The sequence below is a fragment of the Pseudomonas tremae genome, assembly GCF_001401155.1.
Lineage (GTDB): Bacteria > Pseudomonadota > Gammaproteobacteria > Pseudomonadales > Pseudomonadaceae > Aquipseudomonas > Aquipseudomonas tremae.
In genome coordinates this window covers 26,962-51,552 of sequence record NZ_LJRO01000041.1, presented here as the reverse complement: position 1 = coordinate 51,552, position 24,591 = coordinate 26,962, and the positions used below count along the sequence as shown (strand labels likewise).

Here is a 24,591-nt window from a genome sequence, read left to right as displayed (position 1 = left end):
ACTTGTTTGCGGGCGCGGCGCAACATCAAGCCGCAAGAATGGCCGATATGTACCCTGTCAGCCAGTAAGAGGATGGTTATCATCAATCGCCTTTCAAGCCGGTGGAACCACCATGACTTTTTCTGAACTGATCGATGCAATCCGTGACAACCCGCTCTCTGTGACCATTTCTGCCGAGTGGTCGCAGGGGCGTGCCTGCTTCGGTGGGCTCATGGCTGCTCTGACCTATGAAGCCATGCGTGCCCAAGTGCCGGAAGGGCGACCGATTCGCTCGCTGGCAATCACCTTCGTGGGGCCTGCCGAACCAGGTGTGCCGGTTTCATTCGAGGTCGATATTCTGCGCCATGGCAAGGCCGTCAGTCAGGTGTTGGGCCGCGCGATGCAGAATGGTCAGGTGATGACGCTGATACAGGGCAGCTTCGGTGCGTCCCGCGAGTCGATGATTACCGTCGCCGCCGAGCCTGCACCAGACCTGAAACCTGTCGATCAATGTCCGGAGCTGCCTTTTGCCAGCGGCGTGATGCCCGATTATCTACGCTTCATGGACATTCGCTGGGCGCTGGGTGGCATGCCTTTCAGCAATACGCAATCACCTGCGATCGGCGGCTATGTGCGGTTTCGTGAAGAACACGCAAAGCCTGTGAGCGAGGCGCACATCCTGGCGTTGGTCGATACTTGGCCGCCAGCGGTGCTGCCGCATCTGAACAAACCGGCGCCAGGCAGTTCGCTGACCTGGACCATCGAGTTCGTGCAGCCGCAGCCGGTGCTCGACACTTTACAGTGGTGCAGCTATCGCGCAGTCATCGAGCACGCGCGTGACGGCTATGGTCACACCGCTGCTGCATTGTGGAGCCCGGAGGGTGAGCTGATAGCGATCAGTCGTCAGACCGTGACTGTGTTTGGCTGATCCGGGCAGCGTCCTTTCGCTGGAAGGCCAGCGCCGCAACCATCCCGATCACGCCGATTGCGACGGACGACAGGCTTTCGGAGAACAGGCCGTTCAAGATCAGCAGTGTCGCCAGAATGAACAGCGGCACGGCGATCAGGTACAGGGCCACGCTGGTCGAATGCACCTGATCGGCGCTGGTATCACGCCATGGGTTCATCTGCACACCGGAAAGTGGTTTGTTCATCATGCTGTCCTCTTCAACGCATCGTTCAATCAATGCCTGAAGAATAGGCCTGCGTGTATTGACTGACGAGGCAAGCCTGTCTATCGCGTCGATAGCCTGTTACAGCTTGAGCTGGCCGATAGCGGCATTCAGCTCGCCTGCCAGGGTGGCGAGTTCATCGCTGGTGGTGGCGGATTGCACCGTCTGGATTACCGTGCGCTCGGTGACGTCGCGAATGCTCACGACCGCACGATTCATTTCTTCGGCCACCTGACTCTGCTGCTGGGCCGCAACGGCGATCTGCGTATTGCTTTCGCGCATCTGCGCCACAGCGCTTGCGATGGCTGCCAACGCTTCGCCTGCCTCTTTGGCTTGTTGCACGCATTCATCCGCCTTGAACGAGCTGTCCTGCATAAAATCCACCGCATCGCGGGTGCCGTTCTGCAAGGTCGAGACCATCGTGGTGATTTCGTCGGTCGAAGTCTGTACCCGTCTGGCCAGGTTGCGCACCTCATCGGCCACCACGGCAAACCCCCGGCCCATTTCCCCGGCGCGTGCCGCCTCGATGGCAGCGTTCAACGCCAGCAGGTTGGTCTGCTCGGCAATACTGTGGATCACATTGACCACGCCATTGATCTTCTGGCTGTCCTCGGCCATGCGCTTGATCATCTCGGCGGTCTGCTGCACGCCGCTGGAAAGCCCGGCAATAGACACCTGCACGCGATCGACCACTGCCTTGCCGCTGCCTGCCAGCGCATCGGCGGTCTGCGACTGATCGCGGGTGGTGCTGGCGTGCTGAGCGATGTGATGAACCGTGGCCGTCATTTCGTTGATCGCGGTCGCCACTTGATCAGTCTCGCTTTGCTGGCCCAGCATGCCCTGACGCACATCCTTCATGCCCGCCGCCAGTTGGGCGGCGCCCAGATCCAGACGTCCGGCAGTTTGCGAAACGGTATCGACCACCCGCTGATACCCGGCCTGCATCGCGTTGAATGCCTTGGCCATCTGCCCGACCTCGTCATCGCTACGGTTGGCGACACGTGCCGCCAGGTCGCCGGTTTTCTCGACATGCAGCATCACGTCCTTGAGCGCATTGAGCTGGCTGAGCAGAAAGCGGATCAGCAGTTGCGACGCACACAGCATCAGCATCATCAACACGAAAACCGCGACGGCGTAATGCGTGAAGCGAGCCTCAAGCGTCTCCATGAAGGTGGGAGTGAAGGCCAGCACCGCGAGGTGCTGACCATTGCGGGCAGAGACGATCTGAGCGCCGCTCAGCACTCGGTCGCCCAGCCGCTTGTCGAGCATTACCCAGTCACTGGCGTTGGCCAGTTCCGGCAGGGTGATCGAGTTCAGCTCGGGGGCCTGCCCTTTGTCGTAGATCAGCAGCGTGTCGCTTGCAGGCAGCGGCGTTTCAGCAGGCCACACAGCCAGCAGGCGAGCCTGCAATTGCGCGGCTTCGCGTGAGGTTTCCGCGCGCGCCTGCTGTTCCACCTGCAAGGCGTACAGCACCAGCAACAGCGTGGTGACGAAGGCGACCGCGTTGACGGCCCAGAATTTGTATTTCAGTGAAAGGTTGCCAAGCCATGAGCCCATGTGAGGTCTTCTATGATGATCGTGTGAAGTAGCAGCAAGGTGCCATCACAGTGCCTCATTCATTGAAGTCCCTGTTGATACGGGTCAAGAAAGCTGCAGATTTTCACCGGCTGTCGGCTCTACTGTCGGCAAGCTGAAAAATGCCCGGGCGCACGCTGTGCTGTGGCGCGCCAGGTCTTCCTGGCTTTCACCCCTGTGCAGGGCCACCTCACGCAGTACTTCGGGCAGGAAGGCGGGTTCGTTGCGGCCATTTTTCGGTTTCGGGCGCAGGCTGCGAGGCAGCAGATAGGGCGCGTCGCTCTCGAGCATCAGCCGACCACGAGGGATGTTGCCCACCAGCGCATGCAGATGCGTGCCGCGTCGCTCGTCGCAGATCCAGCCAGTTATGCCGATGTGCAGGTCCATGTCCAGATAGCTGAACAGCGCTGTGCGTTCCCCCGTAAAGCAATGCACCACTGCCGCGGGCAGACGGTCGCGATAGTCGCGCAGGATTTCAAGCAGGCGCTGATTGGCGTCGCGCTCATGCAGAAACACCGGCAGTTGCAGCTCTACGGCCATCGCCAGATGCGCCTCCAGGACTTTTTCCTGCTGGGCGCGAGGCGAGAAGTCGCGGTTGAAGTCCAGTCCGCATTCACCTACAGCACGAACGCGATTTTCCTTGAGCAACGCATGCAACTGTTTCTCGCTGTCGCCGGTCCAATCGCTCGCTGAGTGCGGGTGGATACCCGCCGTGCAGAACAACTGTTGCGCTGGTTCATCGAGGTCGTGACACAGCTGCAGGGCCTGTTCACTGCCCTCGATACTGGTGCCGGTGACCACCAGTTGCGAAACGCCTGCGGCATAGGCTCGGTCGAGTACCGCTTGTCGCTGGGACGCGAAGCTTGCGTTGGTCAGATTGACGCCGATGTCGATGAGTTGCATGGTGCTACCTCCGCCTCAAGGCCGCCGAGCATACCAGAGCTACGGTCACAACAAGAAAAGGCAGGGTATTCAAGACATTGGGCGCAAACGCTCATTGATTTCTTAGCTGCTCGATGCCGCTGCGTGACGCAAAGACTTTCTTTTTCCTGTTTTTTTTCCGGCATTGCCCGGGGTAAACGAATGATTCGATCCGCGCTTGTGTCCTTCATGTGCCTTTTGCCGCTGCTGCCCCTGCACGCGTCTGCGCGCCAGACCGGCCCGGAAGCTGTGCAACACAAGACCCAGGTGCGTGACCTGCCTGCCATTCGCAGCAGCAAAGTCCTGCGGGTACTGGTCAACCAGAGTCGCAACAGTTCGGGCGACGTCAAGGGGCAGGAGATAGGCGTCGAATACCATCGTCTGGAAGCGTTCGAAGAGTATCTCAACAGTCACGCCCGCGATGGCCGCAAGGTCACCTTCAAGGTCATTCCCAAAGCCAAGAATCAACTGCTGAGTGCGTTGCAGCGTGGTGAGGGTGATCTGATCGCGCCCGGCGAACTGCTCGACATCAGCGACGCAAAAGGCATTCAGGCCAGCGCCCCGATCATTCATGACGTGCCGCTGGTCCTGGTCAGTGTTCGCGGCCAGCGCAGCCTGCGTCGGGTCGATCAGTTGTCCGGTCGAACGCTGAGCCTGCCCACCGGCAGCGCGGCCGATGAGGCGCTGCATCAGGTCAATCGGCAACTGGAACTGCGCAAGCTGCCGTTGGCGAAAATCGAATGGGTCGACCCTACTCTGGCGGTCGAAGACGTACTGGAAATGGTCCAGGCCGGTATCTACCCGATGACGCTGGTCGAACAGCCCATTGCCGAGCGCTGGGCCAGGATCATGCCCAAGCTGCGTATAAACCGGGATCTGACCCTGCAGACTCATGGTGACATCAGCTGGTTCGTGCGTGACAACGCGACCCTGCTGCGCGCCAGTGTGGATGACTTCCTCAAGGGCTATAAGCCATCGGCTCAGCATGACCTGGCTTTCGAGAACGCTTACAGGAACACCTTCAAGGTCAACAACCCTCTGGTGCGCAACAACTTGCAACGTCTTGAGCAGCTGCGACCCATGCTGCAACGTCATGCGGATGCGCAGGGTATGGACTGGCTGGACCTCGCGGCGCTGGCGTTCAAGGAGTCGAAGCTCGACCCGACGGCCAAGGGCAGCGGCGGTGCGACAGGCCTGCTGCAGATCACGCCATCGGCAGCCAAGCGCGTTGGCGTACAGAATATTCAGAGCGCTGATGACAATATCCGCGCAGGCTCGCGTTACATGGCGCTGATCCAGCGCAAATACTTCTCCAGTAACAAGGTCAACGAGCGCGAGCGCATGGCGTTTGTGATGGCCGCCTACAACCTGGGGCCGGAGCGCGTGCAAGGCATGCGCGAAGAAGCTCGGCGGCGTGGGCTCAACCCCAATCAGTGGTTCTTCCAGACCGAGCGTGTGGCGATGGAGCAGGGTGGTGCGAATGTGGTCGCGTTCGTCAACAGCGTAAACAAGTACTATCTGGCGTTCGACCGTGAACGCGAATCGCTGGAAAAAGGCAGCAAAGCTGCCACCACAAAACGCTGATTATCGATTTTATCGATGCTTATGTGCTGTTATTTATAATTTTCACATGAGTTCATTCGATTATGATGGCGGCACTCCAGCTTGATCACTTTCGGAAGCCATCCACATGAACACCTTCATCCGCTCGATCGTTACCACACGCGCCGGCTACGGCCTGACCGTTCTGCGCATCATCGTCGGCATAGCTTTTATCGCCCACGGCAGTCAGAAACTGTTTGGTGCTTTCGGAGGCTACGGCCTGGAAGGCACAGCGCATTACATGGAAAGCCTCGGCCTGACACCGGGATATCTGATGGCATTGATGTCTGGCAGCGCGGAGTTTTTTGGCGGTCTGGGGCTGCTGCTGGGGCTGCTGGCTCGTCCGGCCGCGGTGGTAGTCATCCTGCTGTTGCTGGTGGCGATCTTTACCGTACACATTCACAACGGGTTCTTCATGGCCAACAACGGCTATGAGTACGCACTGGCTTTGCTCGGTGGCGCTCTGGCAGTTCTGATCGAGGGTGCAGGAAAACTGTCGGTGGACCGCCTGATCGCGCGATAACCGGCTACGCTTGTCTTGCGAGGCCCGCCTGTTGGCGGGCCTCGTGCGTTTGCAGGCCAGCGTCATGGATGGCGATTGACAACGAAGTGGCCGTTTCTCTACGATGCATGCTCAAGCGCCGATTTAACAACTACTTGCGGGGCGCCTGGCAAGGCTCGAGTCTTGTCTAAATACCGCTAAAACGTTGGTTCGGTGTTGCCTCTCACCGCTGCCCAGCGGATCTTGCGAGGCTGAGAAAACCATGAACAACCTGCGCCCCCTCATTCGTCTTTCCCCGATCAGCACGGTCTTGTCACGCAAGAACCCGAAAATCCTGCTGAGCGGTGCCCATCAGCCCACTCTGTTGCGTTATCTCGATGGCTGGCCTCGTCGGCGCGGTGGCTCCTGCGCGTTTCTGATCCAGTTTGTCGAGACCGACCAGTCGCTGAGCCATTTCGCCAACGACCAGTTCGACCTCGCAGTGGTGCAATCACTTCGAGCGGACGACGTCGGGCAGGTTATTCGTGATCTGACGCGCATTGCTCGTCAGGGGCTTATTAGGCTGGGCTGAGAAAGTGTGTCGCCAACGGCAATAGAAGGCATATTGCTGGCCCCCGGCATGTTGTCACGCAGGCAAAATCGCCGCCTTATCAAAGGATTAGGTGGTCTTCGCATGCGTTTGGTTTATTGTGTTCTGGCGTGCTTGGCGCTGTCCGGCCTGGCTTTTTCCGTTCAGGCCAGAAACGCCACGGAAAACGAGCGTTATCTTTGTCGCTGGGGTTCGAGCATTGCCGGCGGAGCGCAGGCTTCAAAACTGTCAGGCGTTACCCGCTATGGAGCAAGGCAGAAGCTGCAGGCGCGCAAGTTCGTCAAACAATGGATGCGCCCCATGGCATTGCGCATCACTGAGCAGACGTATGACAGCGAGTCACGGTTGAAACCGGATGCGGTCAGCAAGGTTTACTACGACGGCTGTATCCAGCATGAGGTAGCGCGTCGGTGACGTTTATCACCCTTTGAACTGATTTTTGCAGGGCCGGAGAAACGTCTTGAGCACGAAGATCATCACCAGGGACGGGCACGAAGCCCTGAAGAAAGAACTCGATTATCTGTGGCGAGAGCACCGCCCCGACATCACCCGGAAAGTTACCTGGGCGGCGTCGCTGGGTGATCGCAGCGAGAACGCGGATTATCAGTACAACAAAAAACTGCTGCGCGAGATCGACCGTCGTGTGCGCTACCTGCGCAAGCGCCTTGAAGACATGCGCGTGGTCCTGTATTCGCCGGAACAGGAAGGGCGGGTGTTTTTCGGTGCGTGGGTCGAGATCGAAAATGAAGAGGGCGATCTGAAGAAGTTTCGTATCGTGGGCTACGACGAGATCTATGGTCGCAATGATTACATCTCGATCGACTCGCCTATGGCTCGCGCCTTGTTGAAGAAGGAAGTGGGCGATGAAGTGCTGGTCAACACCCCGGAGGGCGAGAAGCTCTGGTTTGTGAATTCGATCGTTTACGAGAAGTGAGGCTGGACGCTGTGCGGTCCGGAAGGGCATTCCCACGCGCAGCTCGGCTTTATACACAAGTCTGCTTATGATTCTGGCCGAGGGCAGTGGGAGATTCTGTGGTGCTGGTCAAGCCACGATGGTTCATCCGATGCGGAGCGTCACGAACTGCATTGCCACGCAGAGCGTGGGGACGATCTTGATAACCGCCCGGCTCCCACGCAGGCCCAGCCTCACCCCTCACGCAGTACGGTCAACGGGCTGACGTTCAGCGCACGGCGGGTGCCGAATACACCGGCACCACCGACCAGCAGCGCGCCTATCAACGGCAACAGCAGCAACCATGGGTGCGGCTGCCATTCCAGTGAAAAGGCGTAGCGATACAGCACAAAACTCACCAGCTCACAGCCCAGCGCTGCCAGCACACCACTGGCAGCGCCCAGCAAACCGAATTCGATTCGTCGTGACTTGATCAGCAACGCTCGCTCTGCACCCAGCGCACGCAACAGGGCGCCCTGGCGAATGCGTTCATCCAGTGTCGCCTGCAGCCCTGAGAACAGCACGGCAATGCCGGCCGCCAATACGAACAACAGCACGAACTGCACCGCCAGAGTGACTTGATCCAGAATGCTGCGCACCTGCGCCAACAGGGCTTCAACGCCCAGAATGCTGATCGACGGGTAGGTTCGCGACAGCTCGACGATCTGTTTGTCCTGTCCCGGCGGCAGGTAAAAACTGGTCAGGTAGGTGGTCGGCAGGTCGGCCAGCGTACCTGGCTGAAAGATCATGAAGAAGTTGGGCTGGAAGGTATCCCAGTTCACCGTCCTCAGGCTGGTGACCACTGCTTCGCGAGTCAGGCCGCCGACAATGAAGCTCAGGCGGTCGCCCAGTTTGATTTTCAGGCTTTCTGCCAGCTTGGTCTCGATTGACACACCCGGCGTTGCATCGCTCTGGCCAGTGGTGGGCAGGTCTTTCCACCAGGTGCCGGCGGTCAATGCGTTGCCCTCGGGCAAATCGGCGGCCCAGGTCAGGCTCAGGTCACGGCGCGTGGCGTTTTCGCCACGCGAGTCTTTGGTGACAAAGTTGCTGACCGGTTCGCCATTGATACTGGTCAAACGCCCCGGCACCACCGGATAAAGCGGGGCATAGTGAGTGGACAGCTTGCTCAGGGTCTGAGCGAAGTTCTCTTTGTCTGACGGCAGCACGTTGAGTACAAAATAGTTGGGTGCATCCTTGGGTAACTGGTTCTGCCAGGTGTCGAGCAACTCGCCACGCAGCAGCGCGATCAAGCCCATCGACAGCAGGATCAGTCCGAAGGCCAGTGACTGCCCGGCAGCGGCCAGCGGGTAACGCAGCAGTTGCCCCAGACCCAGTCGCCACGGCAGCGAGGCCCCAGCCAGCAAGCGGCGCAGGCTGTTGAGTGCCAGTAGCAACAGGCTGCCCAGTATCAGCGCAGCGACCACGCCACCACCCAGCAGGGCAAAGGTCAGCACCAGGTCCAGGCTCAGGCGCCACATGATCAGGCCCAGCGCCAATAACGCAGCGCCATACACCAGCCACGAGCTGGCAGGGACAGGCAGCATGTCCCGGCGCAATACGCGTAATGGCGGCACACGTCCCAAGGCAGCCAGCGGCGGCAGCGCGAAGCCCGCCAGTGCCACGAGCCCGGTGCCCATGCCGGCCAGCGCGGGTAAAAGACCGCCCGGAGGTACGGTGGCCGGAAGCAGATTTTGCAGCAGTGCGAACAGCCCGAGCTGTGCCAGCCAGCCCAGCAGTGCGCCGCTCAGGCTGGCCAGCAGGCCGATGATTGCCAATTGCAGGCTGAACAGCGCCATCGTTTCGCCCCGCGACAGGCCGAGGCAGCGAAGCAATGCGCTGGCATCGAAGCGCCGCGCAGCGAATCGGGAGGCAGACAATGCGACGGCAACGCCCGCCAGCAGCACCGCCACCAGGCTTGCCATGTTCAGATAACGTTCGGCCTTGCCCAGCGCGCCGCCAATCTGCTGACTGCCGTCACGGGCGTCCTTGATTTCCTGGTGCGGCTCCAGGCCAGGTTCGATCGCTTTGCGGTAAGCCGCCAGCGCTTCGGGCGGCCCGCTCCACATTTCCCGGTAGGTAACCCGGCTGCCAGGCTGGACCACGCCGGTCGCGGCCAGGTCTTGCAGGTTGATCATGACCCGAGGTGTCAGGCTGTAGAAATTCCCCGCCCGGTCTGGCTCGTAGGTCAACACACGAGTCAGCTTCAAGGTTTTGGAGCCGACATCGATGTCGTCACCCACCTTCAGATCGACAGCCGGAAACAATCGCGCCTCCGCCCAGGCTTCGCCGGGGTTCGGCCCACTGCCGGGCTGCTCGGGCTGATACAGGTCCGGTGCGCTTTTCAGTTCGCCGCGCAGCGGGTACACATCATCTACTGCCTTGATGCTCGACAGCTGGATACCGGCGTCAGTGGCGATCACGCTTGAAAAAACCACGATCTGCGCATGTTTGAGTTGCAGGCGTTTGCCTTCCTCGATCTGCTCGACGCGCGCGGGGCTGGAGCCTTCGAGAATCAGATCGGCGCCGAGGAACTCGGTTGCACGCAACAGCATTGCGCCGTTCAGGCGTGCGCCGAAGTAACCGATAGCGGTGCTGGCCGCCACTGCCACCAGCAAGGCGAAGAACAGGACCCGTAATTCACCGGCACGGGCGTCGCGCAGCAGTTGGCGGGTGGCAAGGCTCAGCAGTCGGGCAAAAGGCAAACGTGCCATCAAGGCTCCAGCGGGGCGACCATTCGACCCCCTTCAAGACGGATCAAACGGTGGCAGCGGTGGGCCAGACGCTCATCGTGAGTGACCAGTACCAGTGTGGTATTACGCTCTTTGTTCAGCTCGAACAGCAAGTCGCTGATGCGCTCGCCGGTGTGGCTGTCGAGGTTGCCGGTGGGTTCGTCGGCAAACAGCACGTCCGGGTTGGCGGCAAAGGCGCGGGCAATCGCGACTCGCTGCTGCTCGCCGCCGGACAGCTGGCGCGGGGTGTGAGTCAGGCGTTGGCCCAGCCCTACACGTTCCAGCAGGTGGCGGGCTTTCTCGCGAGCGTTCTTGCGGCCCTCCAGCTCCATCGGCAGCATGACGTTTTCCAGCGCGTTCAGGCTGTCGAGCAACTGAAACGACTGAAACACAAACCCGACGTGCTCGGCGCGCACCCTGGCGCGCTGGTCTTCGTCCAGCTCGCTGAGGTTGCGCCCCGAAAGAATCACCGAGCCGGCACTGGGCAGGTCCAGACCGGCAAGCAGACCGAGTAGCGTGGATTTACCCGAACCAGATGCGCCGACGATGGCCAGCGTGTCGCCCTTGTTTAGTTCCAGGGAGAGTTCGTGCAGGATAGTCAGGTCACCTTCGGTGCTGGGGACCACTTTACTGAGGCTTTGGGCACTGAGAATACTTTCACTCATGGAGAATCCGATGCGTGCGTGGTTTTTAAGTGCTGGCCTGGGGTTGCTGTTGTTGTCACAGGGCGCGATGGCGGGCACGGTGTTGATCGTTGGGGATAGTATCAGTGCGGCTTTCGGCCTGGATACCCGTGTGGGGTGGGTCAGCCTGCTGGAGCAACGGCTCAGGAAGGAGGGATACGACGACAAGGTGGTCAATGCATCGATCAGCGGCGACACCAGCGCCGGAGGCCAAGCGCGTCTGCCTGCGCTGCTTGCAGAGCATAAGCCCGAGCTGGTTATTCTCGAGCTGGGTGGCAACGATGGGCTGCGCGGCCAGCAGCCTGCTCAATTGCAACAAAACCTTTCATCGATGATCGACAGCGCTCGGGCAGCTGGTGCCAAGGTGTTGCTGCTCGGCATGCAGATCCCGCCCAATTACGGGCCGCGTTACACCACTGCGTTCAAAGAGGTATATAGCCATCTGGCTGATGAGAAAAAGGTGCCGTTCGTGCCTTTCTTTCTGGAAGGCGTAGGCGGCGTGCCCGAGCTGATGCAGGCTGATGGTCTGCATCCCGCGGCGGCGGCTCAGGACAAGTTGCTGGAAAATGTCTGGCCGAGCCTGAAACCGCTGCTTTGAGGCTTTCCTGCACGGGGGCTTTCGGCTAATGTGGCGCCCCCGATCTGGAGCCCCCCATGCCGCGTCCCGCCTGGTCCCTGTACGCCTATCAAATGCTTGAACCTCATGAACAGCTGGATCTGTTCGCCTGTCAGGAAGTGCGGGTGCATCTGATCGCGCGCCAACTTGAGCTGGGCGGCTCAATCGACCGAACGTTATGTGGCACGTTGTTGCCTGCCCGGCCGCAAATGTCTCCGGTCGAGCTGCAGGTCATGCGCGACGAGCGACTGTGCCCCTTGTGCAAGGCCATCATTGATGCGCAGCGCAGAGGGATGAACCCTATCTGGCCTGAACTCTAGCTGTCGGCGCAGCGCAATGGCCGGATCCGGATATCCCCGATCCGGCAAGTCCAGGTGTACACTTCATTTTTTGTATTTACCTTGTAGAACCGAAGGATCTTCCCGGATGTTGTCGCGCATTCCAGCCGTTACCCGCTGTCTGTCACTTGCTGCTCTGTGCGCGGTGAGCTCTGTCCATGCTCTGGAGTTCCCGTTGCCGCCGCCTGGCGAGGACATCGTGGGCCAGGTGCAGGTCATCAAGGCCAAATACGAAGATACCTTCGCCGATCTGGGCACGAAATATGATCTGGGCTATCTGGAAATGATCGCCGCCAACCCTGGCGTCGATCCGTGGTTGCCAGGCGCGGGCAAGGACATCGTGCTGCCGACCCGTTTCATCCTGCCACCGGGCCCGCGTGAAGGGATCGTGATCAACCTGGCCGAGTACCGCATGTATTACTACCCCAAGGGGCAGAATGTGGTGCACACCTATCCACTCGGGGTAGGGCGTGAAGGCTGGGGCTCGCCTATCGGTGTGACCAAGGTCATTGCCAAGACGCCGAACCCTACCTGGACGCCGCCTGCATCGATCAAGGCCGAACATGCCGCTGACGGCGATCCGCTGCCAGACGTCGTGCCCGCCGGTCCGGACAACCCGCTTGGGCCATTCAAGTTCGGCCTGGGGATGTCCGGCTATCTGATTCACGGCTCGAACAAGAAGTTTGGCATTGGCATGCGCACCAGCCATGGCTGCTTCCGCATGTACAATAACAACGTGCTTGAACTGGCTGACATGGCCCCTGTCGGCACCACTGTGCGCATCATCAGCGAGCCTTACAAATTCGGCCTCAGTGGCGGCAAGGTTTACCTTGAGGCGCACACGCCGGTCGATGACCAGGGTAACCCGTCAGTGGTCGACAAACACACGGCGGTCATCAATGCGCTGCTCAAACGTGACGATCTGGGCAACAACCTGCGCATGAACTGGGATCTGGTGCGTGATGTGGTGGCCGCTGAAGATGGCATGCCGGTGGAAATCGCAGAACCGGGTAAAGCGCCTTCGAGTGCTGAAGAGCCGGTAATTTTTCAGTAAAGCGTCGTCATTCCGTCTCGTGAAGTTCCGCGTGATTCTCGTGCCTGCGCGGAGCGTTGGCACGATATTCGTCGTCAGAACCCTGCTGACGCAGGGAGTCACGAAATGCATTACCACGCGCAGCGTGGGAACGAGAATCAAAAGAACATAAAAAAAAGCCGACCCGTTGCCGGATCGGCTTTCAATAATCCCGGAGGATTATTACTTGCGGCTAGCTTTGTCCAACATGCGCAGAGCGCGCTCGTTGGCTTCGTCAGCAGTTTGCTGAGCTTTTTGAGCAGCAGCCATAGCTTCGTCAGCCTTGCGGTAGGCTTCGTCGGCACGTGCTTGCGAACGAGCTGCTGCGTCTTCGGTAGCTGTCAGACGAGCTTCGGTTTCTTTGGATACGCTGCTGCAACCGGTAGCCAGAACTGCGGCCAGAGCCAGAGCAGAGAATTTCAGAACGTTGTTCATCGTGTTCACCTTAAAGGAATTTTTTCAAATTAGTCATCTCTCGAAAATGAGAAAACGACCGGCGTACATAGTACCCATTGTTTGTAGTAAGTAAACGGACCCAGCGCAAGAAGCTGCTAAATTTAGCTGCTTTAAAAGTGTTCCGCGTTACTTCTCGCGCATTCTGTACAAAAACTATCCACTGGAAGGCGGCAAGTGCGGGCTCGCGAGCATCCTGCTTTTGCATTCGGGTCACTGATCATGCGTTGCCGTGCCATACGGCTGGTCGACAGGCTGGAATATTTACGTGTATTTACGCTTGCTGCGCTTGAGCATATTCAACAATGGCGCCTACTATCTCAGGGTGCTGTTTGTCGATATCGGCAATGTTGTTTTCGGTGTCATGAACAGACACTGGTGGCGTGGATGTTCCTTCGCCTGAAAAAGACCGGTAAGGTAGGGGTCCAATTCCAAGACCCGCTAGGAGTAACGATGAGCGAGGCGCTGTCCATCCACCATGACGAAATCGGCCATCATTTCGAAATTATTATCGACGGCCATCGTGCCTACCTGACCTACATGGATCTCGGGAAGCAGACCCTCGATTTCTACCGGACCTTCGTACCCGATGCCTTGCGCGGGCGTGGAATTGCGGCTGCCCTCACCAAAGAGGCGCTCGACTACGCAGACAGCATGGGTTATTCCGTCATACCGTCCTGCTCGTATGTGGAGCGTTATATGGAACTTCATGACCTTCAGTCGCAGGCTGCCAAGCTCTGACCTGATCGAATGACTGTCACCATGAAAAACGCCGGGCATTTGCCCGGCGTTTTCGTCACTGCGTATCTGCTCGCTGAATACCGACCTGTCAGATCACTTGCGCTTGCGCGCAGGCAATACACCCTTGAGTTTCGCATGCATGCTACGCAAGGTTTTCTCAGTGCTTTCCCAGTCGATGCACGCGTCGGTAATGGACACGCCGTATTGCAATTCCGACAGGTCTTTCGGGATCGACTGACAGCCCCAATTGAGGTGGCTCTCGACCATCAGGCCGATGATCGATTCGTTGCCTTCCAGAATCTGGTTGGCGACGTTCTCCATGACCAGAGGCTGCAGCGCCGGGTCCTTGTTCGAGTTGGCGTGGCTGCAGTCGACCATGATGTTCGGACGAATGCCGGATTTGTTCAGGGCCTGTTCGCAGAGTGCCACGCTGACCGAATCATAGTTGGGCTTGCCATTGCCGCCGCGCAGTACGACGTGGCCATAGGCATTGCCCTTGGTGGTCACGATCGACACGCCGCCTTCCTGGTTGATGCCGAGGAAGCGATGCGGGCTGGAAACCGACTGCAAGGCGTTGATGGCAACGGTCAGGCCGCCATCGGTGCCGTTCTTGAAGCCGACTGCCGAAGACAGGCCGGAAGCCATCTCGCGGTGCGTCTGTGATTCAGTGGTGCGTGCGCCAATGGCGGACCAGCTGATCAGGTCTTGCAGATATTGCGGAGAGATCGGGTCAAGCGCTTCGGTGGCCGTCGGCAGACCCATTTCAGCCAGGTCCAGCAGCAACTGGCGACCAATGTGCAGGCCGTCCTGAATCTTGAAAGAATCATCGAGATAAGGATCGTTGATCAGACCTTTCCAGCCGACCGTGGTGCGCGGCTTCTCGAAGTAGACGCGCATGACCAGATACAGCGTGTCGGAAACTTCCGCAGCCAGTGTCTTCAGGCGCTCGGCATATTCCTTGGCGGCCTTCAGGTCATGGATCGAGCAGGGGCCGATCACAATGAACAGACGGTGATCGTTGCCGTCGAGAATATTGCGAATCACTTCACGGCCCTGACTGACGGTGCGCAGGGCAGCATCGGTCAGCGGGATGTCGCGCTTGAGCTGATCCGGGGTGATCAGGGTCTCATTGGACGCAACGTTGAGGTCATTAATCGGTAAATCAGCCATCGTGTTACTCATCAGGTCGCGGGTACTGGCCGCCAACGGTCCCCCGTGCGGCGGTGCCCAGCAGGTTTGAGCGCAGCGGGGAGCCGAACCTTAGCGCGTTATCGCGTTGTTCGACAATAAGTAAACGAGGTATCGCACGGGTTCGCAGGCTGCCAGCTGGGTTGTGTCTTCGTATTGCAAGACAATCCGCCGAGAAGGATAGTGTACGGCCAGAAATATCCGGACAGCCAAGGGAGTCCTTATGAGTGTCATTCCCCATCGGCCACGGGTCGGCATTATCGGTACCGGTGCCATCGGTGGATTTTACGGGCTGATGCTGGCACGCGCCGGCTTTGACGTGCATTTCCTGCTGCGCAGCGAGTTTGAGGCGGTGGTGTCCAATGGTTTGCGGGTCAGTAGCGCGGTACATGGCGATTTGCACCTGCAGCCTGTCCAGGCTTATCGCTCGGCCGCCGACATGCCGCGTTGTGACTGGTTGCTGATTGGCACCAAGAGCACCGGTAATGCCGAGCTGGGTCCGATCATCCGGCAGGTTGCAGCACCGAATGCGGGCGTGTTGCTGTTGCAAAACGGCCTCGCCGTTGAAGATCAACTGCGCGCGGTGCTGCCTGACGGCTTGCACCTGTTGGGCGGGCTGTGTTTCGTTTGTCTGCATCGGGCCTCGCCGGGTGTCATCACCCATCAGGCGTTCGGCGCGGTCAGTGTCGGTTACCACAGCGGCCCTGCTGTCGACGAGGCCAGCCGTCTGACCATCGTCGAAGCGTGCGCGGCCTTGTTCGTCGCTGCCGGGATCGACGCTCCGGTAATGGCCGATCTGCGCCAGGCCCGCTGGCAGAAACTGGTCTGGAATGTGCCCTACAACGGGCTGTCGGCTCTGTTGCAGGCAGGGACTGGCCGCTTGATGAGCGACCCCGACAGTCAGGCGCTGATCCGTGCATTGATGGACGAAGTGGTGCTGGGCGCCGAGGCGTGCGGTCATGTGTTGCCTGCCGGGTTCGCGCAGCACCTGCTTTCGGTCACTGAAACCATGCCCGACTACAGGCCAAGCATGTACCACGATCGTGTCGAACGGCGTCCGCTAGAGCTGGAAGCCATTTATGCCCGGCCTCTGGCGGCCGCGCTTGCAGCCGGCTTTGACATGGTCCGTGTCCGGGCGCTTTACCAGGCGTTGGCATTTGTTGATCGCGACAACCGTCGATCAGGCGAGGAGTGAGTAATGATCGAGAATGATGACGATAAACTGGTACTGGCCATTTCATCCAGAGCGCTGTTCGACCTGCGTGACAGCCACGCGGTGTACATGGCGGATGGCATTGAGGCCTATCGCAAGTATCAGATTGAGCACGAGGACGGCATCCTCGAGCAGGGCGATGCTTTTGCTCTGGTAGAAAAACTGTTGAACCTCAACGTCAGCCTGGGCAGGGCGCGGGTCGAAGTGGTTCTGGTCTCGCGCAACAGTGCCGACACCGGCCTGCGGGTATTCAATTCGATTCAGCATTACGGGCTCGATATCAGCCGCGCAGCTTTCGCTGGCGGGCGCAGTCCTTACCCTTATCTGGCGGCGTTCGGTTGCCATCTGTTTCTGTCGACCCACGCCGAAGATGTGCGCAGCGCGCTGGACGCCGGGTTCGCCGCCGCGACTATTCTGTCCGGCGGTGCGCGGCGTGCCGCCAGTGGCGAACTGCGTATCGCGTTCGATGGCGATGCGGTGTTGTTTTCCGACGAGTCGGAACGGGTTTATCAAAATGGCGGGTTGGCCGCTTTTCAGGCCAGCGAACGTGAATCTGCCCGCGAGCCCTTGCGCGGCGGGCCGTTCAAGCCGTTTCTTGCTGCGCTAAACAAGCTCCAGCGCGAATTTCCCGATGCAAGCTGTCCGATTCGTACGGCGCTGGTCACTGCGCGATCGGCCCCTGCGCACGAGCGAGTGATCCGTACGTTGCGTGAATGGGATATCCGGCTGGACGAGTCGCTGTTTCTCGGTGGCTTGCAAAAGTCGGCGTTCCTTGAAGCGTTCGCTGCCGATGTGTTTTTCGACGATCAGCCAGGGCACTGCGAAAAAGCTCGCGACGTAGTTGCCACAGGTCATGTTCCGCACGGTATCAGCAACGAAATAAAGCCACTGACGTGAACGGGTACCGAGCAGTCTGCCGTCGCAGCGCCTGATGCACTGCTACGCTGTGTCAATCTCCGCCATTCTGGTTGTACGGGAGGTTGTATGGTGCGTTCGATGCTGTATGCCACAGACTTGGGTCTGTTTGCGCCGTATGTGACGCAGCACGCGTTGGCGCTGGCAAGAACGTTCAACGCCGGGCTGTACGTTATCCATGTTGTCGAACCCTTAGGGCTGTTTGCCGAATCGGTCCTGCAAACTTACCTTGGGCAGGATGCGCTGCGAGAGCTTCACGGCAAAGGTGTGGAGGCGTTTCTGGAGGGCATAGAGCAACGGATGCTTGACGGGTATCGGGAGGAGCTCGGGGAGGGTCACTCTGATCTGTCGTTGATCCGCACAGTGCGTGTCATTCAGGGAGAGCCCGCCAGCATCATTCTCGAGCAGGCACGCAAACTGAACGTGGACCTGCTGGTAGTCGGCAGCCACAGCCGCCGGGTGGAAGGGGGGGCATCGACAGGTCGAACAGCGTCCAGGGTCTTGCAGTTTTCCGACGTGCCCGTCTACATGGTGCCAATCATGCTTAAAAAAGGGCGAGGGTAGGGTGAGCGTCATTTGGTGGTTTTAATGAAATCGAGCGTGCGATCACCTTACAAAGGTGATAAAAAGTTCTAGAATTATTCGTCTCACCATTAATCCAGTTATATACCGTCGCTGATACCCATCGGGTTTATCTGCTTTGAGGGATACATATGAAGCTCCAACAATTGCGCTACATTTGGGAAGTGGCGCACCACGACCTCAACGTTTCCGCGACGGCCCAAAGCCTTTATACCTCTCAGCCCGGGATCAGCAAGCAGATCCGTCTGCTTGAAGACGAGCTGGGCGTCGAGGTGTTTGCCCGCAGCGGCAAGCACCTGACGCGCGTGACGCCAGCCGGAGAGCGAATCATCACCACGGCCGGTGAAATCCTGCGCAAGGTCGAGAGCATCAAGCAAATTGCCCAGGAATTCTCCAACGAGAAGAAAGGCACGCTGTCGATCGCAACCACTCACACGCAAGCACGTTATGCACTGCCCCCGGTTATCAGCAATTTCATCAAGCAGTACCCTGACGTCGCGCTGCATATGCATCAGGGGTCGCCGATGCAGATTGCCGAAATGGCGGCTGACGGGACGGTTGATTTTGCTATCGCCACCGAAGCGCTCGAGCAGTTCAGCGACCTGGTGATGATGCCCTGCTATCGCTGGAACCGTTGCGTTGTGGTGCCTCAGGGGCATCCCCTGACCAAGGTGCCGAAGCTGACGCTGGAGTTGCTCGCCGAATACCCGATAGTGACTTACGTCTTCGGTTTTACAGGCCGTTCCAAGCTGGACGAAGCATTCAGCCACCGCGGCCTGGTGCCGAAAGTCGTGTTCACAGCGGCAGATGCTGACGTTATCAAGACTTACGTCAGGCTGAATCTTGGCGTTGGGATTGTGGCGCGAATGGCGGTGGATGAAGAAGTTGACAGCGATCTGGTAGTGCTCGACGCCAGCGACCTGTTCGAGTCCAGCGTGACCAAGATTGCCTTCCGTCGCGGCACTTTCCTGCGTGGCTTCATGTGCGATTTCATCGAGAAATTCGCTCCGCACCTGACCCGCGAGGTCATGGCCAAGGCGATTCAGTGCCACAACAAACAGGAAATGGAAGAGCTGTTTGCCAACGTCGAACTGCCGGTGCACTAGAGGCAGTTCGAGCCTCAAGCTGCAAGCCAGAGCCTTCACGCTTTGACTTGTAGCTTGCCGCTCGTTGCTCGCTACATTAACTGCGCGCTATCAGGTTGCCTGCGTGCAGTCCGCATTCTTTTTGCGTGGCCTCTTCCCACCACCAGCGTCCTTCGCGTTCATGCTGGTTCGGCAGTACCGGGCGAGTGCAGGGTTCGCAGCCAATGCTTATGAAGCCGCGCTCGTGCAGGCTGTTGTAAGGCAGCTCCAGCATACGGATATAGCCCCAGATTTCCTCGCTGCTCATCTGTGCCAAAGGGTTGAACTTGTACAGCGTGCGTTCGACTGTCGAGAACGCGCTGTCGATCTCCAGCGCAGCGACGGCGCTGCGGGTGCCGGGGCTCTGGTCGCGGCGCTGACCGGTCGCCCAGGCCTTGACCCCTGACAATTTGCGGCGCAACGGCTCGATCTTGCGAATGCCGCAGCACTCGCCATGACCGTCCCGATAGAAACTGAACAGGCCCTTTTCCTTGACGAAAGGCTCCAGCTTGCTCTGGTCCGGCGAGATGATCTCGATCTCGATCTGGTAGTGATCACGCACCTGCTCGATGAAGCGATAGGTTTCCGCGTGCAGGCGGCCTGTATCCAGACTGAAAACCTTGACGTTTTTGTTCAGTTTCCACGCCATGTCCACCAGCACGACATCTTCGGCGCCGCTGAACGAAATCCACAGCTCGTCGCCAAAGTGCTCGAAAGCCAGTTTCAGAATGTCCTGCGCGGATTTGTTGGCATACGTGGTCGCCAGCTCAGCGACGTCGAAAGGTTGGCTCATCAGGCGGCTTCCTTGAATTCAAGAGTGGCGCTTAAGCGCTCGTAATGCCGGCAATGGTAACAAATCCACTGTTCAATGGCCCGTGCCAGCGACTAGAGTGCCGCTATCCGTTTGATAGCAAAGCCCTTGAGGAGTGTGCTGTGGAAATTGCCTGTCTGGACCTTGAGGGTGTGCTGGTCCCGGAAATCTGGATCGCCTTTGCCGAAAAAACCGACATTGAGTCATTGCGTGCGACCACTCGGGACATCCCTGACTATGACGTACTGATGAGCCAACGCCTGCGTATTCTGGATGAGCACGGTCTGAAGCTGGCGGACATTCAAGAGGTGATCAGCACCCTCAGGCCGCTGGAGGGCGCTGCAGAGTTTGTCGACTGGCTGCGTGAGCGTTTTCAAGTGGTGATTCTGTCGGACACGTTCTACGAGTTCTCCCAGCCGCTGATGCGTCAGTTGGGGTTCCCGACGCTGCTGTGTCATCGGTTGATCACTGATGAAAACGACCGTGTGGTCAGTTATCAACTACGCCAGAAAGACCCGAAGCGTCAGTCGGTACTGGCCTTCAAGAGTCTCTATTACCGCATCATTGCAGCGGGCGATTCGTACAACGACACCACGATGCTGGGCGAAGCTGATGCGGGTATCCTGTTTCACGCACCTGACAACGTGATCCGAGAATTCCCGCAGTTCCCGGCGGTGCATACGTTTGAGGACTTGAAGAAAGAATTCATCAAGGCGTCGAATCGGGATTTGTTGCTTTAGGCGAAACGTGCCCTGTAGCGGCCATAAGTAAATCAAGCGCGAACCGGGCGACGCTTGGCTTGTTCGCGAAAGGGGCTGTGCATAGGCGAAATCCTGATGCCCGAACCGACGCATTTGCGAACAGGCTCGCCCCACAGAAGCTGGATCTCAAAGCGCTTCGAGCGTCTCCATGAGCACGCGGACCTTGGTGAAGGTTTCCTGATACTCGGCCTCGCAGTCGGAATCGGCGACGATACCGCCGCCGCCCCAGCAGGAAATTTGTCCGTTTTTGACCAGCAGGCTACGGATGGCGATAGAGCTGTCCATTTCGCCGCGAACATCCAGATACATCAGCGAGCCGCAGTACAGGCTGCGGCGGGTCGGTTCCAGTTCGTCGATGATCTGCATGGCACGAATCTTCGGCGCGCCGGTAATGGAGCCCCCGGGAAAGCTGCCGGCGATCAGGTCCAGTGCATCGTTGCCGGCTGCCAGTTCGCCGGTCACGCTGCTCACCAGGTGGTGAACATTGGGGTAGCTTTCCAGGCTGAACAGTTCAGGGACTTTCACCGAACCGATGCTGCAACTGCGGCCCAGATCGTTGCGCAGCAGGTCGACGATCATCAGGTTTTCGGCGCGGTCTTTCTCGCTGGCCAGCAATTCCAGGGCAAGAGCGGCGTCCTGAGCAGTATCTGCGCTGCGCGGCCGCGTGCCTTTGATGGGGCGGGTTTCCACCTGCCGTGAGCTGACCCTGACAAAGCGCTCAGGAGAAAGGCTCAGGATGGCGTCAGTTCCCGGCAATGCCAGATAACCGGCAAACGGGGTAGGGCAAGCCGCCCGCAACGCGCAGTAGGCTGCCCATGGATCGCCTGAGCACTGGGCCTGAAAGCGTTGCGCGAAATTGACCTGATAGCAATCGCCCGCCTGGATGTAGGCCTGGATGCGCGCGAAAGCCTGTCGATAGTCATCTGCGCTGATGCTGGCCTGAAACGCCTGGCCGAGCTCGAAACGGGTGCGTTGCGACAGTGTGCTGGTGCTGAACAGGTCAATCAGACGTGCACGCTCGCTCGCGCTCAATGACGGGTGAAACACCAGTTGGCTGGTGCCGCGCTTATGATCACTGATCAGCGCCCAGGCATAGAGCCCCAGACGTGCCTCTGGCAACTGCAGATCGTTGCGGGCCTGCTCAGGCAGCGGTTCGAGGCGTCGACCAAACTCGTAACCCAGATACCCTATCAGGCCGCCGGTGAACGGCAGTTCGCAGCCTGCGGGCAGGGTTGCCGTTCCCAGTGCAGTCAGGCTGTCGCGCAGCCGCTGAAGATAAGCCGTGCCTGTCTCACCCTCTGCAACCACTAGTGTGTCGACTGGCCAGGCGCTGAGCAGGTCATATCGGCCACGCGTGGCGACCGGTCTGCCGCTGTCGAGCAGTACCGCGCCCGACGCCTCACGCAGGCGTGAAAAAAACACGGCCGGGTCAGCGCTGTAGGGTAGAGAGTGTATCGAGCAAGTGGACATTATCGAGCGTCAGTCTTGAGAGCGCGGCCGGCGATTGTAGCCTTGCTGTCCGGCCGCTCCTAGCAGTATGTCGGGCGTAGGCATGACTCAGGCGTTGGGCACATGGCCGAACAGCTGCTGCGCAAAATCGACCCGTTCCTGAGGCGATTCCTGGCGTCCTTCGAGGGCCAGTTGTTCCAGCCGTGCTTCGACCGCCTGGGTGCGGTGCGTCAGGCCGGTGTCGTTGGCGATCTGGATATTCAGGCCGGGGCGTGCGTTCAGTTCCAGAATCAGCGGCCCCTTGTCCTGATCCAGCACCATATCGACGCCGATATAGCCCAGGCCGCACAGCTCGTAGCACTCGGCTGAAAGCTTCATGAAACCGTCCCAGTTGGGCAGTTGTACGCCGTCTACGGAGTGTGTCGTGTCAGGGTGCTTGCTGATGATGTTGTTCAGCCACGTGCCTTGCAGTGTCACGCCGGTGGCCAGATCGACGCCGACGCCGATGGCGCCCTGGTGCAGATTTGCCTTGCCGCCTGATTGACGAGTCGGCAGGCGCAACATGGCCATCACCGGATAGCCCATCAGCACGATGATGCGAATGTCCGGTACACCTTCATAGCTGATGCTCTTGAAGATCGAGTCGGGGACCACCCGGTATTCAATCAGTGCCCGGTCGCGGTGTCCGCCCAACGAGTAGAGGCCGGTGAGGATGCTGGATACCTGATGCTCGATTTCCGAGTGGCTGATGATGCGCCCGGAAACCGTGCGAAAGCGATCCTCGAAGCGGTCGGCAATAACCAGAATGCCATCGCCGCCTGCGCCTTGGGCAGGTTTTATCACGAAGTCGTTGTGGCCGCCGATGATCTCGTCGAGCCGGTCGATTTCCTTTTCCGTGGAAATCACCCCGTACATCTCCGGAACGTGAATGCCCGCAGCGATGGCCCGCTCCTTGGTGATGATCTTGTCATCGACTATCGGGTACAGGCTGCGCTTGTTGTACTTGAGCACGAAGTCGGCATTACGCCGATTGATGCCCATGATGCCGCGGGCTTCCAGTGCTTTCCAGGTCTTCCACCAGCCCATCACTTGGCTTTTTCCTCTTTGAGGAATGCCTTGAAGCGCACCAGCTCGGTCAGTCGGTAGCCACGGTATCTGCCCATGGCCAGCATGAAGCCAACCAGAATCAGCAGCACGGCAGGGAAGGTGAAGACGAAATAGGTCAGTTCCGGCACGCTCATGATCAGGTGTGCAAGAGACGCCGCGAACAGCGTGCCGATTGCAACTTTCATGGCATGGCTGCCGCCGCGCTCTTCCCAAGTGATCGACAGGCGTTCAATGGTCATGGTCAAAATCACCATCGGGAACAGTGCCACCGACAGGCCGCGTTCCAGCCCCAGCTTGTGGCTGAACAGGCTGATGGCGGCAATCAGCACCACAACGAAGGTCAGTACCACCGAGAGACGCGGGAGCATCTGCAGTTTCAGGTGCTCCAGGTATGAGCGCAGTGACAGGCCCAGGGCCGTGATCACGGTAAACAGGACAATCCCGAAGCCCAGCTGAGTCTCGCGGAACGCCAGGGCAATCAGTACCGGCGTGAACGTCCCCAGCGTCTGCAGGCCGATCAGGTTGCGCAGGATCAGGATGACCAATACGCCGATCGGGATCATCACCATGACCATGAAGGTCTGTTGAGTCTGCAGCGGCAGGCCGTACAGCGAATAGGCGAGGAAGTCCGAGTCGGTGCTGGCGTCGGTCAGTTTGGCCAGACGCATTGCATTCATCTCACTGTTGTTGAGACTGAAAGTGACCTGCACCTTCTTGCCGCCCTCGACGGAGACCAGATTTTCTTCACCAGTCCACCACAGCAGACGGTCTTCCGGCATGCCGGCCTCACCCGTGTCAGGGTTGAAGTACAGCCATTCCTTGCCATTGAAGCTGCGCAGCCAGAGTTCCGGCGTTTGTGGCTGGTCGGCTTGCAGGCGAATGGTGTGGGCTTTTTCCATTGGCACGTGGGCAATCGACAGCAGCAACTCGGTGATGCGGGCCTTGTTGGAGGCCGAGGTGTCGCCTGCCAGCAGCAGCTTGACGTTGTCGTCATTGAGGTTGTTGACGCGTTTAATAGCCTCGGTGATGAAGGTTTCCACGTCGGCCGAGTGTTGCCGGATCGGCGCAAGCAGTGCTTCGGCCGCCACTTTTTCAGGGCCTTCGAGGGTCATGCTGTCGCGAAAGATCGGGCCTTTGACCTTGGGCTTCTCGCCGCTGTAGCGCTTGGTCAGGACCAGTCGGTAATAAAGTGTCTGGTTGCCGGTGGCACGTCGTGCGGACCACGTGACTTTTCGATTGCCGTCAGCGCGATTGACGCTGACGCCGTAATTGTTCGAGATAAAGCTTTCGTTGAGGCTGATGTAGTCGTGGGCCAGCGGCGGCACGAACATCTGGATTTTTACCGAGTCCTTGGGGTTGGCAACGAACTCGACCTTGGCGTCGATGTTCCACAGGTCATCGGTTTCGTCTTCGGACACCGGTATGCCGAGCGCCAGTATCTGGTAGGCCGTGATCGCAATGCCCAGGGTCACCAGGACAGTGATCAGGATCTTCAGATGGAGTGTAAGAGAGCGCAT

26 protein-coding genes are annotated in these 24,591 nt (G+C 59.1%); 15 read left to right on the top strand and 11 right to left on the bottom strand.

Features of this window, described 5'->3' with window-relative positions; genetic code table 11:
* Positions 1-112: 112 nt before the first annotated feature.
* A complete protein-coding gene (locus ALO43_RS02590) occupies positions 113-907 on the top strand; it encodes an acyl-CoA thioesterase (protein ID WP_053932152.1) in 795 nt (264 codons plus the stop codon).
* On the opposite strand, the gene ALO43_RS02585 is transcribed toward ALO43_RS02590, so the two are convergent.
* The 3 genes from ALO43_RS02585 to ALO43_RS02575 all read right to left on the bottom strand — a co-directional run bounded on the left by ALO43_RS02585 (position 876) and on the right by ALO43_RS02575 (position 3,629).
* Positions 876-1,133 (bottom strand): hypothetical protein, encoded by a 258-nt coding sequence (locus tag ALO43_RS02585; RefSeq protein ID WP_024669757.1) that lies wholly within the window; start codon positions 1,131-1,133, stop codon positions 876-878. The two genes, ALO43_RS02590 and ALO43_RS02585, sit on opposite strands and share 32 nt — an antisense overlap.
* A 99-nt stretch (positions 1,134-1,232) precedes the next feature.
* The gene (locus ALO43_RS02580) at positions 1,233-2,708 is read right to left on the bottom strand and encodes a methyl-accepting chemotaxis protein (RefSeq protein WP_054997060.1); all 1,476 of its coding nucleotides are present in this window, start codon (positions 2,706-2,708) and stop codon (positions 1,233-1,235) included.
* An 84-nt stretch (positions 2,709-2,792) separates the two neighbouring features.
* Complete coding sequence (locus tag ALO43_RS02575) at positions 2,793-3,629, bottom strand: TatD family hydrolase (RefSeq protein ID WP_005886602.1); 837 nt, start codon at positions 3,627-3,629, stop codon at positions 2,793-2,795.
* A 180-nt stretch (positions 3,630-3,809) separates the two neighbouring features.
* On the opposite strand from ALO43_RS02575, the gene ALO43_RS02570 reads away from it, so the two are divergent.
* The 5 genes from ALO43_RS02570 to greB all read left to right on the top strand — a co-directional run bounded on the left by ALO43_RS02570 (position 3,810) and on the right by greB (position 7,274).
* Positions 3,810-5,231 (top strand): MltF family protein, encoded by a 1,422-nt coding sequence (locus ALO43_RS02570; protein WP_024691221.1) that lies wholly within the window; start codon positions 3,810-3,812, stop codon positions 5,229-5,231.
* Between the two features lie 106 nt (positions 5,232-5,337).
* A complete protein-coding gene (locus ALO43_RS02565) occupies positions 5,338-5,772 on the top strand; it encodes a DoxX family protein (RefSeq protein WP_005886598.1) in 435 nt (144 codons plus the stop codon).
* Positions 5,773-6,013: 241 nt separating this feature from the next.
* Positions 6,014-6,322, top strand: coding sequence for a hypothetical protein (locus tag ALO43_RS02560; RefSeq protein WP_054997059.1), 309 nt, complete (start codon positions 6,014-6,016; stop codon positions 6,320-6,322).
* 102 nt (positions 6,323-6,424) lie between these two features.
* The gene (locus ALO43_RS02555; RefSeq protein WP_005886594.1) at positions 6,425-6,754 is read left to right on the top strand and encodes a hypothetical protein; all 330 of its coding nucleotides are present in this window, start codon (positions 6,425-6,427) and stop codon (positions 6,752-6,754) included.
* Positions 6,755-6,800: 46 nt separating this feature from the next.
* A complete protein-coding gene (greB, locus tag ALO43_RS02550; protein WP_005886592.1) occupies positions 6,801-7,274 on the top strand; it encodes a transcription elongation factor GreB in 474 nt (157 codons plus the stop codon).
* Between the two features lie 212 nt (positions 7,275-7,486).
* Here the strand turns inward: greB and ALO43_RS02545 are convergent, their stop codons facing one another.
* Entirely contained in the window at positions 7,487-10,003 is a 2,517-nt protein-coding gene (locus tag ALO43_RS02545; protein WP_054997058.1) for an ABC transporter permease, read from the bottom strand.
* Positions 10,003-10,686 carry an ABC transporter ATP-binding protein gene (locus ALO43_RS02540; RefSeq protein WP_024691223.1) on the bottom strand — a complete coding sequence of 228 codons (684 nt, stop codon included), beginning with the start codon at positions 10,684-10,686 and terminating at the stop codon, positions 10,003-10,005. The genes ALO43_RS02545 and ALO43_RS02540 overlap by 1 nt, the downstream gene beginning before the upstream one ends.
* A 10-nt stretch (positions 10,687-10,696) precedes the next feature.
* On the opposite strand from ALO43_RS02540, the gene ALO43_RS02535 reads away from it, so the two are divergent.
* From ALO43_RS02535 to ALO43_RS02525, 3 genes are all read left to right on the top strand, one after another.
* A complete protein-coding gene (locus ALO43_RS02535; RefSeq protein ID WP_005897417.1) occupies positions 10,697-11,302 on the top strand; it encodes an arylesterase in 606 nt (201 codons plus the stop codon).
* 56 nt (positions 11,303-11,358) lie between these two features.
* Positions 11,359-11,640: a hypothetical protein gene (locus ALO43_RS02530; protein ID WP_005897419.1), complete on the top strand. Its 282-nt coding sequence runs from the start codon at positions 11,359-11,361 to the stop codon at positions 11,638-11,640.
* A 106-nt stretch (positions 11,641-11,746) separates the two neighbouring features.
* The gene (locus ALO43_RS02525; RefSeq protein ID WP_005897422.1) at positions 11,747-12,712 is read left to right on the top strand and encodes a L,D-transpeptidase family protein; all 966 of its coding nucleotides are present in this window, start codon (positions 11,747-11,749) and stop codon (positions 12,710-12,712) included.
* A 201-nt stretch (positions 12,713-12,913) separates the two neighbouring features.
* Here the strand turns inward: ALO43_RS02525 and ALO43_RS02520 are convergent, their stop codons facing one another.
* A complete protein-coding gene (locus tag ALO43_RS02520; RefSeq protein WP_003347084.1) occupies positions 12,914-13,165 on the bottom strand; it encodes an Lpp/OprI family alanine-zipper lipoprotein in 252 nt (83 codons plus the stop codon).
* A gap of 471 nt (positions 13,166-13,636) precedes the next feature.
* On the opposite strand from ALO43_RS02520, the gene ALO43_RS02515 reads away from it, so the two are divergent.
* On the top strand, positions 13,637-13,924 hold the full coding sequence (locus ALO43_RS02515; RefSeq protein WP_024669766.1) for a GNAT family N-acetyltransferase: 288 nt from the start codon (positions 13,637-13,639) through the stop codon (positions 13,922-13,924).
* Between the two features lie 93 nt (positions 13,925-14,017).
* Here ALO43_RS02515 and ALO43_RS02510 read toward each other — a convergent pair whose 3' ends face one another.
* Positions 14,018-15,094: a 3-deoxy-7-phosphoheptulonate synthase gene (locus ALO43_RS02510; RefSeq protein ID WP_005897426.1), complete on the bottom strand. Its 1,077-nt coding sequence runs from the start codon at positions 15,092-15,094 to the stop codon at positions 14,018-14,020.
* Between the two features lie 241 nt (positions 15,095-15,335).
* Between ALO43_RS02510 and ALO43_RS02505 the strand changes: the two genes are divergently transcribed.
* The 4 genes from ALO43_RS02505 to cysB all read left to right on the top strand — a co-directional run bounded on the left by ALO43_RS02505 (position 15,336) and on the right by cysB (position 18,928).
* Complete coding sequence (locus ALO43_RS02505) at positions 15,336-16,307, top strand: putative 2-dehydropantoate 2-reductase (protein WP_054997057.1); 972 nt, start codon at positions 15,336-15,338, stop codon at positions 16,305-16,307.
* Positions 16,308-16,310: 3 nt separating this feature from the next.
* Positions 16,311-17,222 carry a 5'-nucleotidase gene (locus ALO43_RS02500; protein WP_024691031.1) on the top strand — a complete coding sequence of 304 codons (912 nt, stop codon included), beginning with the start codon at positions 16,311-16,313 and terminating at the stop codon, positions 17,220-17,222.
* Between the two features lie 87 nt (positions 17,223-17,309).
* Positions 17,310-17,804 carry a universal stress protein gene (locus ALO43_RS02495; protein ID WP_005897434.1) on the top strand — a complete coding sequence of 165 codons (495 nt, stop codon included), beginning with the start codon at positions 17,310-17,312 and terminating at the stop codon, positions 17,802-17,804.
* Between the two features lie 149 nt (positions 17,805-17,953).
* On the top strand, positions 17,954-18,928 hold the full coding sequence (gene cysB, locus ALO43_RS02490; protein WP_003382487.1) for an HTH-type transcriptional regulator CysB: 975 nt from the start codon (positions 17,954-17,956) through the stop codon (positions 18,926-18,928).
* A gap of 76 nt (positions 18,929-19,004) precedes the next feature.
* On the opposite strand, the gene ALO43_RS02485 is transcribed toward cysB, so the two are convergent.
* Positions 19,005-19,739: a phosphoadenylyl-sulfate reductase gene (locus ALO43_RS02485; protein ID WP_024669768.1), complete on the bottom strand. Its 735-nt coding sequence runs from the start codon at positions 19,737-19,739 to the stop codon at positions 19,005-19,007.
* Positions 19,740-19,879: 140 nt separating this feature from the next.
* On the opposite strand from ALO43_RS02485, the gene thrH reads away from it, so the two are divergent.
* Complete coding sequence (gene thrH, locus ALO43_RS02480) at positions 19,880-20,497, top strand: bifunctional phosphoserine phosphatase/homoserine phosphotransferase ThrH (protein WP_024669769.1); 618 nt, start codon at positions 19,880-19,882, stop codon at positions 20,495-20,497.
* A gap of 147 nt (positions 20,498-20,644) precedes the next feature.
* On the opposite strand, the gene pabB is transcribed toward thrH, so the two are convergent.
* From pabB to rloB, 3 genes are all read right to left on the bottom strand, one after another.
* Positions 20,645-21,988 carry an aminodeoxychorismate synthase component I gene (pabB, locus tag ALO43_RS02475; RefSeq protein ID WP_054997056.1) on the bottom strand — a complete coding sequence of 448 codons (1,344 nt, stop codon included), beginning with the start codon at positions 21,986-21,988 and terminating at the stop codon, positions 20,645-20,647.
* Between the two features lie 87 nt (positions 21,989-22,075).
* Complete coding sequence (locus ALO43_RS02470) at positions 22,076-23,053, bottom strand: alpha-L-glutamate ligase-like protein (protein ID WP_162010131.1); 978 nt, start codon at positions 23,051-23,053, stop codon at positions 22,076-22,078.
* Entirely contained in the window at positions 23,053-24,591 is a 1,539-nt protein-coding gene (rloB, locus tag ALO43_RS02465; RefSeq protein ID WP_005897442.1) for an osmotic stress tolerance membrane protein RloB, read from the bottom strand. The genes ALO43_RS02470 and rloB overlap by 1 nt, the downstream gene beginning before the upstream one ends.